Source organism: Flavihumibacter cheonanensis, from assembly GCF_022352215.1.
GTDB classification, from domain to species: Bacteria; Bacteroidota; Bacteroidia; order Chitinophagales; family Chitinophagaceae; genus Flavihumibacter; species Flavihumibacter cheonanensis.
In genome coordinates, this window is record NZ_JAKRWF010000004.1 from 374,686 (window position 1) to 392,121 (window position 17,436).

Annotated in this window: 17 protein-coding genes; 12 read left to right on the forward strand and 5 right to left on the reverse strand. The window is 45.3% G+C overall.

Features of this window, described 5'->3' with window-relative positions; all coding sequences use genetic code 11:
• The first annotated feature begins 26 nt into the window (after positions 1-26).
• The 11 genes from MD536_RS18010 (at position 27) to MD536_RS18060 (ending at position 12,109) form a co-directional block, all read left to right on the forward strand.
• Positions 27-1,778 (forward strand): RagB/SusD family nutrient uptake outer membrane protein, encoded by a 1,752-nt coding sequence (locus MD536_RS18010; RefSeq protein ID WP_239602667.1) that lies wholly within the window; start codon positions 27-29, stop codon positions 1,776-1,778.
• Positions 1,779-1,780: 2 nt separating this feature from the next.
• A complete protein-coding gene (locus MD536_RS18015) occupies positions 1,781-2,671 on the forward strand; it encodes an endonuclease/exonuclease/phosphatase family protein (RefSeq protein WP_239602669.1) in 891 nt (296 codons plus the stop codon).
• A gap of 11 nt (positions 2,672-2,682) precedes the next feature.
• Entirely contained in the window at positions 2,683-4,290 is a 1,608-nt protein-coding gene (locus MD536_RS18020) for a hypothetical protein (RefSeq protein ID WP_239602670.1), read from the forward strand.
• A 2-nt stretch (positions 4,291-4,292) separates the two neighbouring features.
• Positions 4,293-5,099 (forward strand): endonuclease/exonuclease/phosphatase family protein, encoded by an 807-nt coding sequence (locus tag MD536_RS18025; RefSeq protein ID WP_239602672.1) that lies wholly within the window; start codon positions 4,293-4,295, stop codon positions 5,097-5,099.
• 91 nt (positions 5,100-5,190) lie between these two features.
• Positions 5,191-6,351 (forward strand): DNA polymerase IV, encoded by a 1,161-nt coding sequence (gene dinB, locus MD536_RS18030; protein WP_239602674.1) that lies wholly within the window; start codon positions 5,191-5,193, stop codon positions 6,349-6,351.
• Between the two features lie 63 nt (positions 6,352-6,414).
• Positions 6,415-7,053: a peroxiredoxin gene (locus MD536_RS18035; protein WP_239602676.1), complete on the forward strand. Its 639-nt coding sequence runs from the start codon at positions 6,415-6,417 to the stop codon at positions 7,051-7,053.
• Positions 7,054-7,223: 170 nt separating this feature from the next.
• Positions 7,224-7,679, forward strand: a complete 456-nt coding sequence (locus MD536_RS18040; RefSeq protein WP_234864781.1) for a hypothetical protein — start codon at positions 7,224-7,226, stop codon at positions 7,677-7,679.
• Positions 7,680-7,721: 42 nt separating this feature from the next.
• Positions 7,722-8,999 carry a metal-dependent hydrolase family protein gene (locus MD536_RS18045; RefSeq protein WP_239602677.1) on the forward strand — a complete coding sequence of 426 codons (1,278 nt, stop codon included), beginning with the start codon at positions 7,722-7,724 and terminating at the stop codon, positions 8,997-8,999.
• A gap of 3 nt (positions 9,000-9,002) precedes the next feature.
• Positions 9,003-10,055, forward strand: coding sequence for an endonuclease/exonuclease/phosphatase family protein (locus MD536_RS18050; RefSeq protein WP_239602679.1), 1,053 nt, complete (start codon positions 9,003-9,005; stop codon positions 10,053-10,055).
• 70 nt (positions 10,056-10,125) lie between these two features.
• Complete coding sequence (locus tag MD536_RS18055) at positions 10,126-10,722, forward strand: 3-keto-disaccharide hydrolase (RefSeq protein WP_239602681.1); 597 nt, start codon at positions 10,126-10,128, stop codon at positions 10,720-10,722.
• A gap of 16 nt (positions 10,723-10,738) precedes the next feature.
• Positions 10,739-12,109: a Gfo/Idh/MocA family protein gene (locus MD536_RS18060; protein ID WP_239602688.1), complete on the forward strand. Its 1,371-nt coding sequence runs from the start codon at positions 10,739-10,741 to the stop codon at positions 12,107-12,109.
• Here MD536_RS18060 and MD536_RS18065 read toward each other — a convergent pair whose 3' ends face one another.
• The 5 genes from MD536_RS18065 to MD536_RS18085 form a co-directional block, all read right to left on the reverse strand.
• Positions 12,110-12,829 carry an RluA family pseudouridine synthase gene (locus MD536_RS18065; RefSeq protein ID WP_239602690.1) on the reverse strand — a complete coding sequence of 240 codons (720 nt, stop codon included), beginning with the start codon at positions 12,827-12,829 and terminating at the stop codon, positions 12,110-12,112. It abuts the gene before it with no gap.
• Position 12,830: 1 nt separating this feature from the next.
• The gene (locus MD536_RS18070; protein ID WP_239602691.1) at positions 12,831-13,943 is read right to left on the reverse strand and encodes a pseudouridine synthase; all 1,113 of its coding nucleotides are present in this window, start codon (positions 13,941-13,943) and stop codon (positions 12,831-12,833) included.
• An 89-nt stretch (positions 13,944-14,032) separates the two neighbouring features.
• Positions 14,033-14,545 carry a hypothetical protein gene (locus tag MD536_RS18075; RefSeq protein ID WP_239602693.1) on the reverse strand — a complete coding sequence of 171 codons (513 nt, stop codon included), beginning with the start codon at positions 14,543-14,545 and terminating at the stop codon, positions 14,033-14,035.
• Positions 14,546-14,703: 158 nt separating this feature from the next.
• The gene (gene rlmN, locus MD536_RS18080) at positions 14,704-15,747 is read right to left on the reverse strand and encodes a dual-specificity RNA methyltransferase RlmN (RefSeq protein WP_239602694.1); all 1,044 of its coding nucleotides are present in this window, start codon (positions 15,745-15,747) and stop codon (positions 14,704-14,706) included.
• Positions 15,671-15,877 (reverse strand): hypothetical protein, encoded by a 207-nt coding sequence (locus MD536_RS18085; RefSeq protein WP_239602696.1) that lies wholly within the window; start codon positions 15,875-15,877, stop codon positions 15,671-15,673. Before MD536_RS18085 ends, rlmN begins: the two co-directional genes overlap by 77 nt.
• A 351-nt stretch (positions 15,878-16,228) precedes the next feature.
• On the opposite strand from MD536_RS18085, the gene MD536_RS18090 reads away from it, so the two are divergent.
• A complete protein-coding gene (locus tag MD536_RS18090) occupies positions 16,229-17,419 on the forward strand; it encodes a thiolase family protein (protein ID WP_239602698.1) in 1,191 nt (396 codons plus the stop codon).
• Positions 17,420-17,436 lie beyond the last annotated feature (17 nt).

The window sequence follows — 17,436 nt, forward strand, 5'->3', positions numbered from 1 at the left end:
ATCAGGTGACAGAAAAAATTCGAATTATGAAGCAACAACTTTTTACCATACTAATGACCGGTTCAGTACTGATATCCGGTTGTTCAAAAGATTTCATGGAGCGCTATCCAACAGACCAGGTAGCGCCTCAGAACTTCTTCAGATCTGAAAATGAATTCATTTCCTATACCAATGGATTTTACAGATACCTTCCGACTGCTGTAGATGTATATGGAGAATCTGCGGATAATATCATCAAATCAACCATAAACGCTGAAATCAGCGGTACCCGTATTGTTCCAACCACGGATGGCAGATGGGCCTGGGCAGAACTGAGAAATATTAATTTTCTCCTGAATAACCCAAGTGCACTCAACTATAAAGATCCGGCTGTGCGTGACCGTTATTTTGGTTTAGCCAAGTTCTTCCGGGCGGTTTTTTACTTTGAAAAAGTTAGATGGTATGGTGATGTACCCTGGTATGGAAAAGTCATTGAAAATAATGATGTGGAGAGCCTGATGAAAGGACGTGATTCAAGAACACTGGTGATGGATTCCATCATGGCTGATCTGGATTTTGCCATCGAACATCTGCCTGCTGCAAGAAGTGTCGAGCGAGTAACCAGATGGACAGCATTGGCCTTGAAATCCCGTATCGCGCTCTATGAAGGCACCTGGCGAAAATATCACACAGAATATAACCTTCCGGAATCAGAAAGATATCTCCAGTTGGCTGTTGAAGCTTCCCTCAGATTTATCAATGAAAGCGGTTATACGATTTACAATAAAACAACAGGTCCTTCCGGTAAGCCCTACCAGGATTTATTTGCCTCCCTGAATGCAGATGATGTAATGGAGGAAGTGATCCTGACAAGAAGATATTCCAATGAATTGGCACTTCGTCATAACCTGCAATTTTATATAACGGCCCGTACCCAGGGTAAACCAGGGTTGGAAAAAAGTCTGGTCAACAGTTACCTGATGGCGGATGGCACGCGTTTTACCGACCGCCCGGGATATGATACACTGGAGTTTTATGAAGAAGTACAAAACCGTGATCCGCGATTAGCACAAACAATCCGAACACCAGGTTACACCAGGATCGGTCAAACCACTTCTCTTGCACCCGATTTTGAAGCAACCATGACTGGCTACCAACCTATCAAATGGATGAATATCGTAGCAATGGATGGGAATAACCAGTCCTATCATGATATGGTGTTATTTCGCTCCGGTGAAGTGCTGCTTAATTATGCAGAAGCTAAAGCTGAATTAGGTACATTGACACAGGAAGATATTGATCGCTCTATAAAAAAATTGCGCGACAGAGTGGGTATGCCCAACCTGGATATGATGGCAGCCAATAACAATCCGGATCCTTACCTGGCTGATGCCTACCGGAATGTAAATGGACCATACAAAGGTGTAATCCTTGAAATCAGAAGGGAACGAAGAATTGAACTCGTAATGGAAAACAATTTACGTTGGGAAGATCTCATGCGATGGAAGGAAGGCCATTTGCTGATGCGGCCTTTCCTGGGTATGTACTTCCCTGGAGCCGGACTTTATGACCTCAACCGCGACGGAAGAAATGATGTTGAAATTTATAATGGATCAAGACCTCCTGCTACCGGTCCTTATCAGATCGCAACCAGTGATCTCACAAACCCTGATGGAGGGAATGTATTTACCAACCGGAATATCATTAAAACCTTCCGCGAAGACCGTGATTATTTGTGGCCACTGCCTATTGAAGATCTGGAGCTGAATAAAAACCTTCAACAAAATCCTAACTGGTAATCATGAAACTGATAAAAATAGTCCGATTTAGTTTAGTGCTGGCTATACTGTTTGGAACAGCAGCCTGCAACAAGGATCCTTACATGCCGAATAATCCACCTACCTATGTAGAACTCGTCAATAATGTGGCTGATTATGGAGCTGACAATGATGAACAACCGATTTTAAGCAGGATTAAATTAATGAGTTATAATATTCATGCGGCGGTTCCCCCTTCCACTCCGGGCACTGTGAATATGGAAGGTATTGCAACTGTTATCAAAAATGAGCAACCGGATATTGTATTGCTTCAGGAAGTAGATAAGAACACCGGTCGCAATGGATATAATAAAGATCAGGCTGCTGAGCTGGGCAAAATGACAGCTATGAATGTTGCATTTTTCTCAGCCACCAATGTTGGGCAGGGATTTTATGGCGTAGCAATTTTAAGTAAGTATCCATTGAGTAATATCCGCAAACAATTATTGCCTAAGGGAAACCCGGCTGAAGAGCAAAGGGTGGTTGGATTCGCTCAGGTTGACCTGCCTGGTAAAGATTCACTGGTAGCATTGGTAACCCACTTACAGCATAACAGTGCAGACTCCAGGCTCCTGCAGGTAAAAGAATTGGCAACAGTGGCCTCTGGAATCAAATTACCACTGGTAATAGGAGGTGATTTGAATGAACAGCCTACCGCTGCACCCTTTTTCTCTGTATTTGATAATACATTTACCAGGACTTGCACAACCGGACCCTGTCCGAATACATTTCCTGCCAATAATGCGACTTCCATAATTGATTATCTGGCCTACCGGCCTGCCGGAGCCTTCACGGTTTTATCACATAGAGTAGTGATGGAAACAGGTGCCTCCGATCACTTGCCACTGGTGAGTGAATTAACTATTAACCGATAAAAACGACACAGATGAAACTATTGTTTCGGTTTATTTGCCTGGCTGCACTCACAATTTTGGTGGCCTGCAATAAGAACGATGATAAAATGGTTGCCAAACCGGTAATCAACATTGAAGAAAAATATACCCAACTGGATGGTCTGAATGCAGGGGAGGAATTAACCATACCCGTAACTGTTCGGGCAGAAGGAGGTGTGAAAAGATTAGCCTATTACCTGATTACTAAAACTTCCAATGTAACGAGTTCAGGCAATGCTATCAACAATGATCCATCTGATATGCCGGTTGAATTAACAGATACCATCCGGTTTAAGGTTACAGAGAATTTTGTAGAGTTGGTGGTTATTGCCTTTGATCGTTTTCACAACAATAGTGAAATTCATATTGCAACAGATAATATCCGTTCCATTCCAACCATTCATTTTAAAGATAATATCGATCAGCGGGAATCTGTATTTGAAGGTAAGAACCTGGTGATTGAAGGGACTGTTGAATCTGAATATGCATTGAAGTCGCTGGTGTATCAAACGATAATAAATGACGAATCGTCTGCAGAAACCGCAGTAACGATTTCTAATCCTACTAATAATCCTTTTTCCATTCCGGTGAAAGTGCAGAAAGGACTATCTGCAGTCATTCTGAAAACTGTTAATGAGTATGATGCAGTGGTGCGCGATACATTTAAAATCGGCAGCGTTCAGGATGATGCAGTAGTCATTAGCCTGGCAACCGGTTCTTCCAAAATTGATAAGCTGTACACAACGGTTGATAATACTATTAGCGGAACTGTATTTTCAGGAACTGCTGTAACCCGCTTTTACTATGCTGTAAAGAAAAATGGGACCTATGGTCCTTCTCAGGATCTTGCAATTGGAACGCCTGCGGATGAATTCAGTTTCTCCTTTGATTTTCTTGGTGAAAAAGAGATTGAAGCGGTTAAGCTCTATGGTGAAAATGAAGGTGGTAAGGTTGCAGACCTGGAATTTGAAGTGGGTGCGGTGTACAATCCACTAAAGGTTTTCCGCAATATTGTACTGACAACGGAAATCGGTCCCGGTAAGAAAAATTTCTTTGCTGCTTACCAGGAACCGCACGTTTTTGAAGCTGCTGAATCTGCTCCTTTTGATGAAGTGATTGATCTCGGTTTCTTTAAATATACTGCCACCAGCAATAACATCATGCCGCCAGCCGTATTTGCTGCAGGTACCAATTATGCCAATGCATTGGCTCCTTATATGCAGGGTTGGGATAAGGCACCATACACCCTGGTTACTGCCAATCGTGCCAGTGTGAATACGGTTTCCTTTGATACCCTTGAATGGGATACCCAACTCATGGAACATGTTGCCAATAAGGTGGCTGCTTCCAGGGCTGCCGGTGGAGAGGGCTATAATATTTATGAAACCAATCGCCGCACGAATAATGTATTCAATGTGGGACAAGGTTTTTATATTGGTTGGGGGCGCTGGGATCCGATTTATAATTTCTCTTTCGGAATCGTATTGGTGAAAGACTATGTGATCAATGGCGATTATGCAACCATTACGCTGGACATAAAAGTTCCGGAAGAAAACATGCGATTAAAATACAATCCCTTATCATTGTTTAATTATCCATAAGCATGAAATTGATTCTTAAAAAATTACTAATCGGATGCAGTCTGCTGGCAGCCTGCAACGCTACAAAGCAGCCGGCATCCGGTTCAGCCGATCAATTGGTTGTTTTGAGTTACAATATTCATCATGCCAACCCTCCCAGCCAACCTGCCGGATTCATAGATCTTGATACGATTGTAGCTACTATCAGAACTTCCGGTGCAGACCTCGTAGCCATTCAGGAACTGGACAGCGTAACCAACCGTAGTAACAAAGAATTCCAGTTGAAATTACTAGCAGAAAAACTGGGAATGTATTACCGGTTTGAGCGAACCATTCCTTATGGTGAGGGTGCCTATGGAATCGGTCTCTTATCCCGGTATCCCATCAGTGAAACAATGGCTTACCCATTACCCAGTTTGGAAGGGATAGAAACTGAACCCCGCAAAATGTTGTTGGCAAAATTGAACGTAAAGGGTAGGTCCGTAATTTTTGGGTGTACGCATTTTGATTTCAAAAATGCAGCGGTAAAAATGGCCCAGTCCCGGGCCATGCTTGATAAGCTGCAGCAATACCGCGACTATCCCATAATCATTGCTGGCGATTTCAATGCCACGCCCGAAGATCCGGCAATCCAGCTGATTGAAGCAAGCCTGGCTTCCAGTGGAAAGATTACGGACTATACTATACCGGTAATAGAACCGCGCAAGAAAATTGATTTTATTTTCTATGACAGCAAACACTTTAAACTGATTAGCGACAGTGTGCTGCGATCATATAACTATGGATCGGATCACCTGCCCATCAGTGCCACCTTCCGCTTGATGAAGTGAGCGTTGTTCCTTTTAGCCTTTCTTACATTTTTCCATCTTCCATACACGCTTCCTTCCGCCTTCGGCGGAAGGAAGCGTGTATCTTTGTTCCATGCCTTCTCCCGCTCGTCGAATTGCACATTTTGACCTGGATGCATTTTTTGTATCCGTGGAGTGTTTGCTGAACCCGGCATTAAAAGGAGTACCCCTTGTTGTAGGTGGGAGAGGAGATCGTTCCGTGGTGGCGGCCTGCAGTTATGAAGCCCGCAAATTCGGCATCCACTCAGCCATGCCTATGCGAAAAGCGGAACAACTTTGTCCAAATCTGACCATTGTAAATGGCACCAGGAGTGAATACAGCCGGTATTCAAGAATTGTTACGGATATCATCCAGGAAGCAGCTCCGGTATTTGAAAAAGCCTCCATCGATGAATTCTATATTGACCTTACTGGCATGGACCGATTTTTCAATCCGCTTCAATGGACCCTGGAGCTGAGACAAAAAATCACTGATACTACCGGTCTTCCAATTTCATTCGGATTGGCTCCTAATAAAATGCTGGCCAAAATGGCCACCAATGCAGCCAAACCCAATGGCTGGAAAAAACTGGAACCCGACGAAATCCAGGCCTTCCTGGATCCCATGCGGGTAGATGCCATTCCCGGTGTGGGTGATCAAACTTTTCGAACACTGCTTCAACTGGGAATAGAAAGCATCCTGGAACTCCGGAATGCCAACCTGCAACTACTCCAGAAATACCTGGGTAAACATGGCGCCGATCTCTGGCAAAAAGCACAGGGCATACATACCAGCGAAGTGGCCCCCTGGCAGGAAGCGAAATCCATCTCCACTGAAACCACCTATGACCAGGATGTGCTGGATCCGGCTTTTTTGAAGCAGGAATTGATTCGCATGGCCGAAAAACTGGGCTTCGAACTTCGGCAGGATAATAAAATGGCTGGATGCCTTACTGTCAAAATACGCTATCCCGATTTTGAAACTACTTCCCGGCAAGCCAGCATGGATTATACCTTTTATGATGATGAACTAATTCGCCAGGCTAATTCCCTTTATGAGCTCCTGTACCGGAAAGGACAGCCAGTCCGGCTGCTCGGCCTCCGCGTCAGTGAACTGACTGAAGAAGCCCGACAAACCAATCTTTTCCAGGATACCCAGCGTAAAGCTGAACTCTACAAAGCCATCGATGCGGTAAAAAATAAATTCGGGAAAACAGCCCTATATAAAGCTGGGAGCACAAAAAATAACAAGTAACCCCTATAAATCTTGTAGGAATTTATTATTTTAGCCTTCCTTTGAATCTTTAAATTCCAAAATATGAGTCTACGTTTAGGCGATACGGCGCCCAATTTCAAAGCCGTAACCACAGAAGGTGAAATCGATTTTTATGAGTACCTGGGTAATAGCTGGGGCGTATTGTTTTCCCATCCTGCTGATTATACTCCAGTATGTACCACCGAACTGGGTAAGACTGCTTTGCTGAAGCAGGAGTTTGACAAACGTGGGGTAAAAGTGCTGGCTGTTAGTGTGGATCCGCTTGATAAACACCTGGGCTGGCGCAATGATATCAATGAAACCCAGCATTGCACGGTGGATTTTCCCATCATCGCTGATGAAAATAAAGAAGTAGCCAACCTGTATGGAATGATCCATCCAAATGCTTCTGAAACCTTTACGGTTCGCTCTCTGTTCATTATCGGTCCGGATAAAAAAGTAAAACTCATGATTACCTACCCGGCTTCAACCGGACGTAATTTCTATGAAGTATTACGCGTGATCGATTCCCTGCAACTGACAGCTAATTACAGTGTGGCTACTCCTGCCGACTGGAAAAGCGGTGAAGATGTAATTGTAGTTCCTGCAGTGAGTACCGAAGATGCGATCAAAAAATTCCCGAAAGGTGTGAAAGTGGTGAAGCCTTATCTGCGCTATACACCACAACCCAATAAAGATTAAGTGCTTTTTATAGTTGTGGAATCCGGTCCGCTTAAGGCGGACCGGATTTTTTTTGTGCAATTCCTTCCCCATGCTGTTGAGTTATGTCTCGCTAAATGCAATGTTCCATTCCACATAAGCAGTTATCAAAACTGGTATCATTTTGGGCCTCTTTCTGTAAACTCTTAGCTATGCAAATCAAATGGAAATGGATGAGTCTGTTGTCATTGCTTGGTGTACTTCTATTCAGTAGTTGCACAAAAGAGGAGGATAGTCCGGCCCTTCAAACCGCCAGTTTTGCACTCTTTAATCAATCCAGCGGTTCTTCTCAACCAGCCGGAACCTTTCGGATCCTTGAACAACGAAATGGAAATGCTGCTGTGGAAATCAATCTTTCAGAAGCCTATCGTGTCAATGGCGCCCGATTTACAGCAGTAATTGTAACTTTTGATGAAGCTTCCGACAGTGAATTGGTATATGCCAACCTGGGAGAGATCAATGGTGGTTCTGCCAGGGTCACCATTAACCCCGTCATCCAGTTGAGCAATAACCTGCCGGTTTCCTATTCGGATCTGATAGGACGAACCGGTTATACGCTTAAGGTTCTCAATGGTGCTAATGTGCAGGCATCCGGACAAATTCAGTAATGGTTTAAAAAAGGTAGTATATTCATGTACTATCCTTTTTTTATGCGATTACTCAGCTTATTTGCCATCAGCCTCTTCTGTTCCATTGCCGCCTTTGCTCAAAAGACCCTGTTGCACTGCGGACAATTGATTGATGTAAAATCAGGTAAAATACTGTCGGCCATGACAGTGACTATTGAAAAAAATAAAATTACGGATGTCCGTAACGGTTACCTGCAGCCGAATAAGGGAGATGAAGTAATCGACCTCAAGAATAAAACCGTGATGCCCGGCCTCATTGATATGCATGTGCACCTCGAGTCGGAAACCCGAAAAGGAAATGTGGCCGATAAGTTCATCCTGAATCCTGCAGATATTGCATTTGAATCGCTGCGATATGCCAAATCAACCTTACAAGCAGGTTTCACCACCGTACGGGACCTGGGTGGATCAGGAGTAAACGTCGCACTTAAAAATGCGATCGCGAGAGGACAGGTGGAAGGTCCGCGGGTATTTACAGCAGGTAAATCGATCGCTACTACAGGCGGACATGCAGATCCAACCAATGGTTATCGCAAGGACTTGATGGGTGATCCCGGTCCGCGTGAAGGAGTTATTAATAGTCCCTCGGATGCCTACCAGGCAGTACGGCAACGCTATAAAGATGGTTCTGATGTGATCAAAATCACTGCCACCGGTGGTGTACTCAGCCAGGCGAAAGATGGCGCCAATGCACAATTTACGATTGAAGAAGTGAAAGCAATTGTAGCCGCGGCAAAAGACTATGGATACAAAGTTGCTGCACATGCCCATGGAGCGGAAGGCATTAAGCGCGCTGTTATCGGAGGTGTGAATTCCATTGAGCATGGCACTTTTATGGATGATGAAGCCATTCAGTTGATGAAGCAGATGGGCACCTGGTATGTTCCTACCATTACAGCTGGCAAATCGGTTGCTGACAGTGCCAAAATTCCAGGTTATTATACGGATATCGTTACTCCCAAAGCATTGGCAACCGGACCACAAATTCAGTCCACTTTTGCAAAAGCATACAAAGCCGGCGTTAAAATTGCTTTTGGTACCGATGCGGGCGTTTTTGCACATGGCAAAAACTGGATGGAATTTGTATATATGACAGAAGCTGGTATGCCAGCAATGGAAGCGATTCAATCTGCCACAATCAAAGCTGCCGAACTACTTGGCTCAGATCAGCTCGGCGTAATTGAATCCGGTAAACTTGCAGATATTATTGCCGTTGAGGGTGATCCAACCAAAGACATAAATGCAATGGGCAGAGTACAATTTGTAATGAAGGATGGCAAGATTTTCAGAAGAAACTAAGTAATGACATTACTCTTACTCTTATCCTGGTTCATGATCCTGACGGTAGTATTACCGTTTGTGAAAAATGATTACTGGATTTTTAGAATCTGTGAGTATCCGCGTTTTCAGAAACTGATTCTTTGCAGTATCCTGCTGATTGTATGGATTGTGCTGGGCGATTATGGGCAGTTGTTTCAACATATCACATTTGTTTTGTTGCTCTTGTCAGTGGCTTACCTGCTATTCCTGGTCTGGCCTTATTTGCCCATGGCAAAACAGGAAGTAAAAACAGTTGCCACTTCAGATACAGATAACCAGCTTAGTATCTACACCTGCAATGTTTTCCAGGATAATAAAGACTTCGCGCGACTGATCAATCAGGTTAAACAAATCAAACCTGATCTGATTTTTTTACTTGAAACCGATACCGAATGGGAGACAGCAATGGATGAGGCTTTCGGTCACGACTACCCGAACCAGCTCAAACAACCACTGCCCAATACCTATGGTTTGTTGCTGTACAGCCGACTCCCTTTCAAAGAAGCCAAGATTCATTTCCTGGTGGAAAAAGATGTGCCATCCGCGCAGGTTCAGCTCCTGCTTCCTTCGGGTCATCCTGTTACCATTTGGGGCTTGCATCCCAAACCACCAGTTCCCGGTGAAGATGACCGGTCTACGGCCAAAGACAAGGAACTGATGAAAGTTGCGCTTAAAGTAAAGGACGCTAATCATTCTACCATTGTGATGGGAGATCTCAACGATGTTGCCTGGAGTTATGTAACTGACCTGTTCCGAAAAACCAGTGGCCTCCTTGATCCCCGCCGGGGCCGGGGATTTTACAGCACTTTCTCAGCTAATTATTGGTTCATGCGGTTTCCACTCGATTATATTTTCAGTTCAGCAGATTTTGGACTGGTACAAATGAAACGAATGCCGCATGTTGGATCGGATCATTTTCCCATGTTTGTACAACTCCAGTTCAATCCCTCACTCGAACATATTCATGAAAAACCTGTTGCGACACCCGAAGAAAAAGCCGAAGCAAAAGAGAAGGCAACAAACGCAATCGATTGATCTGGAATTTTTACCCGGTTTTTTTGTAATTGCGGGTATATCATTCTTATGCATTACTTAACTTGTAAGCATGAAATATACTGCTGTCTTATTGCTGGCCCTTTGCCTCAGCGGCTCGATTGTGGCCCAAAAATCAAAATCCCTTTTTAATGGTAAAAATCTAAAAGGCTGGACCATTCATGGTACTGAAAAATGGTACGTGGAGAATGGTGAGCTGGTTTGTGAAAGTGGACCCGATAAACAATACGGATATCTGTCCACCAACAAAACCTACAAAAACTTTGAATTGACGCTTCAATTTAAACTGGAAGCCAATGGCAACAGCGGAGTTTTTATCCGCTCCGGAATTGAAGGAACCAAGATCAGTGGTTGGCAGGTGGAAGTTGCTCCCGAGGGAAAACACACCGGCGGAATCTACGAATCCTATGGCCGTGGCTGGTTGATCAAACCTAAGCCGGAAGATGAAAGTAAACTCAATCCAACAGGCTGGAATGAAATGCGCATCCTGGTACAGGGAGATCGCGTTACCAGTTTCCTGAATGGTACACAGATGGTGGATATCACCGATGCCAAAATTGGTGCAGGCAATGGTTTTATTGCCTTACAAATCCACGATGGCGGCGGCATTAAAGTGCGCTGGAAAAATATCCGAATCAAAGAACTCTAACTCAGATTATAGTAGCATGAACAAAAAAGAACAAGCTTCCCGCAGAGGGTTTCTTCGCTCTATGGCGGCTGCAACAGCCGGACTCGCAATTGGTCATACAGCCATGGCTGCAGAAGAAAAAAACGTATTCATTCAATCCATTCGCAGTCGAACTGGTTTTGATGCCAATGACCAAATCAATATTGCTTTGATTGGTGCAGGTGGCATGGGTGTTCAGGATACCATTACTGCCTTGCAGGTGCCAGGTGTTAAACTGGTGGCTGTTTGTGATTTGTACGATGGTCGGCTGAAAGAAGCAAAAGAAAGATGGGGCGCGCAGATTGCCACCACGCGTAGTTACAAGGAAATCCTGAATCGAAAGGATGTGGATGCAGTGATCATTGCAACACCTGATCACTGGCACCAGCAGATCTCAATTGATAGCCTGAAAGCAGGTAAACATGTGTATTGTGAAAAGCCAATGGTGCATTCCATTGGAGAGGGTCCGGCTGTAATCAAAGCACAGCAGGAGTCCGGTAAAATTTTCCAGGTTGGCAGCCAGGGAGTATCTTCCCTTGGTAATGAAAAAGCAAAGGAATTGCTGAAAGATGGCGCGATTGGTGAGCTCAATTATGCAGAAGGTTTCTGGGCCCGTCATTCTCCTGTTGGAGCATGGCAATACCCGATTCCCGAGGATGCTTCTCCATCTACGGTAGACTGGGAAACCTTTATCAGCAATACTACCAAACGTCCCTTTGATAAAACAAGGTTTTTCCGCTGGAGAAATTATACTGATTATGGTACCGGTATGTCGGGTGATTTATTTGTGCACCTCTTCTCCAGTTTGCATTTTATAACCGATTCATTTGGTCCGAATAAAGTGTATTCTTCCGGCGGACTGCGATACTGGAAAGATGGTCGCGAAGTGCCGGATGTTTTGTTAGGAACCTTTGATTATGACGCTTCTAAAGCACATCCTGCTTTCAATCTATCCCTTCGTTGCAATTTCGTGGATGGTACCAGTGGTACTACTTTTTTGAAACTGGTCGGCAGTGAAGGCTCCATGGATATCACCTGGGATGATGTTACTGTTAAACGCAACAAGGAAGTGTCTTCTGATGATCCTTTCTTCATTGAACAGATGCGGAAAGCCGGTAAGGAAGTGGGTGGAAGAAAACGCATACTGCCTCCGCAGGAATTTACGTTCCGCGCAGAGAAAGGATACAAAGGTGGACCCTATGATCATTTCGCCAATTTCTTTGAAGCGATCCGCAAAAATGGCAAGGTAGTAGAAGATGCGATCTTTGGGTATCGCGCTGCTGCACCTGCTTTATTGTGTAACGACAGTTATCGCCAGGATAAAGCCATGCTCTGGAATCCGGAGAAAATGGAACTGGTGAAAAAATAATCAACCCTGCTTCTCCAATTGCTGAAGGCATGCCCGTAAGTCCTTCGGCAATGGAGCATGCAGTTCTATCTGCTGCCCATTTTTGTCTGTGAACTGCAGCGAACTTGCATGCAATGCCAGGCGGTTTAACAAAGGCTTTTCTTCCAGTACATCTTTTCCCAGCTTGAATTTTTTCTTGATATTAGAAAGCAGGAAGGGGTTGCCATCTCCATAATAGGGATCACATACAATCGGATGTCCAAGGTGCTGCATATGAACCCGAATCTGGTGGGTGCGACCTGTGAGAATAGTGAACTCCATCCAGGAATAGAGCGGGAATGCTTCCAGCGTTTTAAACAAAGTGATAGAGGGTTTCCCTTTTCGGATCACTGTCATTTGGCCGGGTTTGCCGGGATGCGGACCAATAGGCACATCAATGATGCCTTCTTCTTCATACACTTTGCCCAGCACCAGTCCGTTGTATTTTTTAACCGTTGAACGCTCTTCAAACTGTTTGGACAAATACTGATGACTGCTTTCATTTTTGGCAAATAGAATCACTCCACTGGTTTCGCGGTCTAAGCGATGTACAGTGAAGATAGTTCCATAAGCCGCCAGCAAAAGATCTTTCAGGGAAGGTGCTGATTGCTCCCGATCGGGTATGGACAATAAGCCGGCTTCTTTGTTGATGGCTACCCAGTCTTCCGTTTCCTGTATAATAGCAGATTTGATCGATTTCATCTTATTGACCGGATTTTTTAGGAGGGTAGGTCGTTTTCTTCACGGGCCTGTTGGGTTTACTGGCATCCGCCCTGGAGCTTTTTTCTCTTGCTCTGAAACCGGAGGATGCAGCTTTACTGGAGGAGGATCCCTTTTCCAAAGCCGGCTCTTCTGCTTTATCCGCTTTTTTCTTGAGGTCCTTGTTGAAATGTTTCAAGTTGCGGATTTCTTTTTCCGTGAGTAACCGAAATTTTCCGCGGTTCACATTTTTCTTGGTGAGGCCTGCATAACTCACACGATCCAATCCCTTAACATCATATTTCAGGTGTTCAAAGATTCTGCGCACGATGCGGTTCCGGCCACTGTGAATTTCTATACCGATGATGGATTTATCGCGGGGATCTGCATAACCAATGGCATCGGGTTGAATGAAACCATCTTCCAACGTGATACCATGAGCGATACTTTCAAAGTCTGTTTTGCTTAACGGGCGATCCAGTTTTACCTCATAGATTTTTTTCACCTGGTTTTTGGGGTGCGATAAGGTTTGTGCCAGTTCACCATCATTGGTAAGTAATAACACGCCGCTGGTGTTACGGTCTAGTCTTCCTACGGGATATACTCGTTCTGCAGTAGCTGTTTTGATCAGGTCCAGCACGGTTTTGCGGCCTTGCGGATCTTCAGTAGTAGTGATATAATCCTTGGGTTTGTTCAGCAGGATATAAACCAGGTTTTTAGTCAGGTGAATTTTCTTACCCTTGACTTTTACTTCGTCTTTTTCGGTCACTTTGAATCCAGGCTCGATGATCGCCTGACCATTTACGGTAACAACACCTGATTTAACGAGTTCTGCTGCATCCCGGCGGGCACAGATGCCAGCATGTGCAATGTATTTGTTGAGGGGCATGGGGCCACCAGGAGTTTCGGTTCCTGGTTTATCAAAAGAGCTGCCTGGTTTTCCCTGGGAGGGTTGATTTCTTTTTTCCAGTTTCAGCTTGCGCTTTTCTTCAAAGGACTGGTCGATGGCCTGCTCTCTTTCTTTCTTCTCTACTCTTCTTTCCTGGCGGTACTGTTCTTTAACTGTACCCGCTTTTTTCTTGTTGACGAATTTCTCGAATCCGGTTGATTTTTTCATGTTGTTGTGTTTACTGTTTTTCAACAGGAAGTGCAAAAATACAAAAGACAGCCGGGATGGCTGCCTTTTTGTCGTTTCCAGGGGTTGATTTATCGGGCCGGACCGTCCATAGGCTTTTGAGATCGTTGTTTTAATTGCTCGAGTTGTTCAGGAGTAAGCAGCTTGCGCATGTTCTCTCTATTGGCTTCGTGTAATGCTTTGAGCTTGACTTTTTTTTCAGCATCCGATAAGGTAGTGTTGGCCTTGATCAGTGCAGCTTCATCGCGTTGTTGTTGCTTTATTGCGCGCATACTGTTTTTCTGCTCATTGGTTAAATTAGAAACCATAGGGCCCTTGCGATGTTTACCTTGTTTCATACGCTCTCCCCGGTTTTTCCGGAGTTGCTCCAGTTTGGCTTTCTGTTCGGGCGTGTAAACCGCCATGCGTTTTTGCTGGTATTCTTCCTGCAATGCTTTCAGTTGTAACTTTTGTGCTTCTGTCAATTGCAGAATGGAATCCATGCGCGCTCCGCGCTGGTGCATCATGCCTTTACGATGAGATTGTTGCGCCTCAACACTCAGGAAACCCAATCCCAGCATGCTTAGTAGTAGTATTCTTTTCATTTTCCTGTCTGTTTATTAAATAGACGGAAAATGATCTCCTGGGTTTAATGCTTATTTGTAGAATGTTCCGTTATAACAACTGCTTAACAAATCCGCCTCCCGCCTCCTTTGTCTCCCTTCTCCTTTGTCTCCCTTCTCCTCTGTCTCCTCTTCCATACTCACTTATTTGCCAGCTGCCCACACGCCGCATCAATATCCTTGCCCCTGCTTCTTCTCAGTCTTACATTCACCCGGTGTTTTTCGAGGTATTGCATGAACTGCATGGTTTTGTCTTCATCGGGTTTTTCAAACAGGGCCAGGTCAATAGGATTGTATTCGATGATATTGATCAGATCGGCCGGCACCCGGCGATAGAGTTTAACCAGTTCTGCCGCATCTTCCAGGCTATCGTTGAAATCCTTAAAGAGAATGTATTCAAAGGTGATTTCATTGCCGGTTTTCTGGTAGAAATAATTCAGGGCTTCCACCAGGGATTGGATATCATTGGTATCATTAATAGGCATGATCTCATGGCGCTTCGCATCGGTGGCAGCATGCAGGGAGAGCGCAAGTTTGAACCGTACCTGGTCATCACCCAGTTGTTTGATCATTTTGGCAACACCGGCAGTGGATACAGTGATCCTTCTCGGGCTCATACCCAACCCCTCTGGTGAGGAGATTTTTTCGATGGCTTTCAGTACATTTTTATAATTGAGCAGGGGTTCACCCATACCCATGAATACGATATTGGTCAATTTCTTGCCATAAGTGGCTTCACTTTGCTGATTGATCAGCACCACTTCATCAAAGATTTCGTCAAATTCCAGGTTGCGTTTGCGATCCATATAACCGGTTGCGCAGAATTTGCAACTTAGCGAACATCCGATCTGGCTGGAGACACAGGCTGTTTTACGATCGTCGGTGGGGATGAGAACTCCCTCTACCAGGTGACCATCCACCGTGCGGAAGCGGCTTTTAATAGTGCCATCATTGCTGTGCTGGGTAAGATCCCCGGTTAAGGCAGGCAGGCTGAAGTTCTCGGCCAGCCTTGCGCGCAGGTCCTTACTGAGGTTGGTCATATCCTCAAAACTCCGGGCCTGTTTGGTCCAGATCCACTCATACACCTGCTTGGCCCGGAAGGCTTTTTCACCCATCTCCCGGAAATACTGCTCCAATTCCTCCTTCGATAACTGCCGGATATTCGGCTTTGCCAGCTTTAACATCCTGCAAAGATAAGCAGGGAAGGGGAGGAAGGGAAGAAAGGAGGAAAGGAAGAGGGAGGAAGGGAAGAATGGAAGAGGGAGTAAGGGAGGAGGGAGAAATGGAAGAGGGGGCAAGGAAGACAGGGAGCATAGCAGACTAAGGAGAAATAGAAGGTCTGATTCAAGTTCCCCGAAGTATCCTTATTCGGTTCCGGAACGCTTCACGGACGCTTCCCGGACGATCCCAGAACAGTGAAACAACAGTGCCGGAGCGGTTCCAATTGACTGACTGGACAGATGAAAGCTGCCGAATGGATAGAGAAAAGTGCCCGAACGGGAAAATTGCAGGCGAAACCATAGTCCATCCCGGGGGCAGAATTAAACCAGCTGGGAAAGCCTGTTTTTCACCCTGAAATACGGGGGGAAGAGCGTAAGGTTTGGTCTCCCGGTCTTCCGTCCTCCTTTCTTCCTTTCCTCCATCTTCCCTGCTTATCTTCGCCCCATGAATAATGTGTATGTAATTGACGCAGTGCGCACCCCGATTGGCAAATATGGGGGAGCGCTGAGCACCGTGCGTCCCGACGATTTGCTGGCCCATACGATTAAAGCCCTGTTGGAAAGAAATCCTTCCGTTGACCCCAATGCCATTGAAGAAGTAATAGCCGGTGCCGCCAACCAGGCCGGGGAAGATAACCGCAATGTGGCCCGGATGGCTGCCCTGCTGGCAGGATTACCCGTGACTGTTGCTGGCTCCACTGTTAATCGCCTCTGTGCTTCCGGCCTGCAGGCTATCATAGATGCAGCCAGGGCCCTTCAGTGCGGGGATGGAGAACTCATGATAGCCTGTGGGGTGGAAAGCATGACCCGCGCACCTTTTGTGATGGCCAAACAGGGCCAGCCCTGGTCGCGACAAACAGAAGTATTTGACACTACCATCGGCTGGCGTTTTACCAACCCGGCTTTAGCTGCTATCTACCATCCCTATTCCATGGGAGAAACTGCCGAAAATGTAGCTAAACAATGGAATATTTCCAGGGCAGCGCAGGATCAGTTTGCGTATGAAAGCCAGCTTAAATACCAACAAGCTGCTGCGGCCGGAAAATTCAAAGATGAAATCATTCCGGTAATGATTCCTGGTAAAAAAGAAGCTATCCTTTTTGATACGGATGAACATCCGCGACTTACACCTGTAGAGAAACTGGCTACCCTTTCTCCTGCTTTTGTAAAAGAAGGTACTGTTACTGCCGCCAATGCCAGTGGTATCAATGATGGTGCAGCAGCCATGTTACTCGCAACAGAAGCAGCCGTGCAGAAATACAACCTGAAACCATTGGCACGCATTCGCGCAATGGCTGTGGCTGGAGTAGATCCCTCCATCATGGGAATCGGTCCCGTTCCTGCTGTTAAAAAGTTGTTACAACGGGCAGGTATAAACGAAAAAGAAATTGATCTGGTAGAATTGAATGAAGCTTTTGCTTCACAATCGCTGGCCTGTATACAGGAACTCCAATTGGATCCTGCAAAGGTCAATGTCAATGGTGGGGCTATCGCACTTGGTCATCCTTTAGGATGCAGTGGTGTTCGTATCTCAACCACCTTACTACATGAGATGAAAAAACGGGGAGCAAAAACCGGAATCGCCACCATGTGTGTAGGCGTTGGACAGGGTGCCGCCATTTTATTTGAGGCATAAATTATCATGTCGAACGC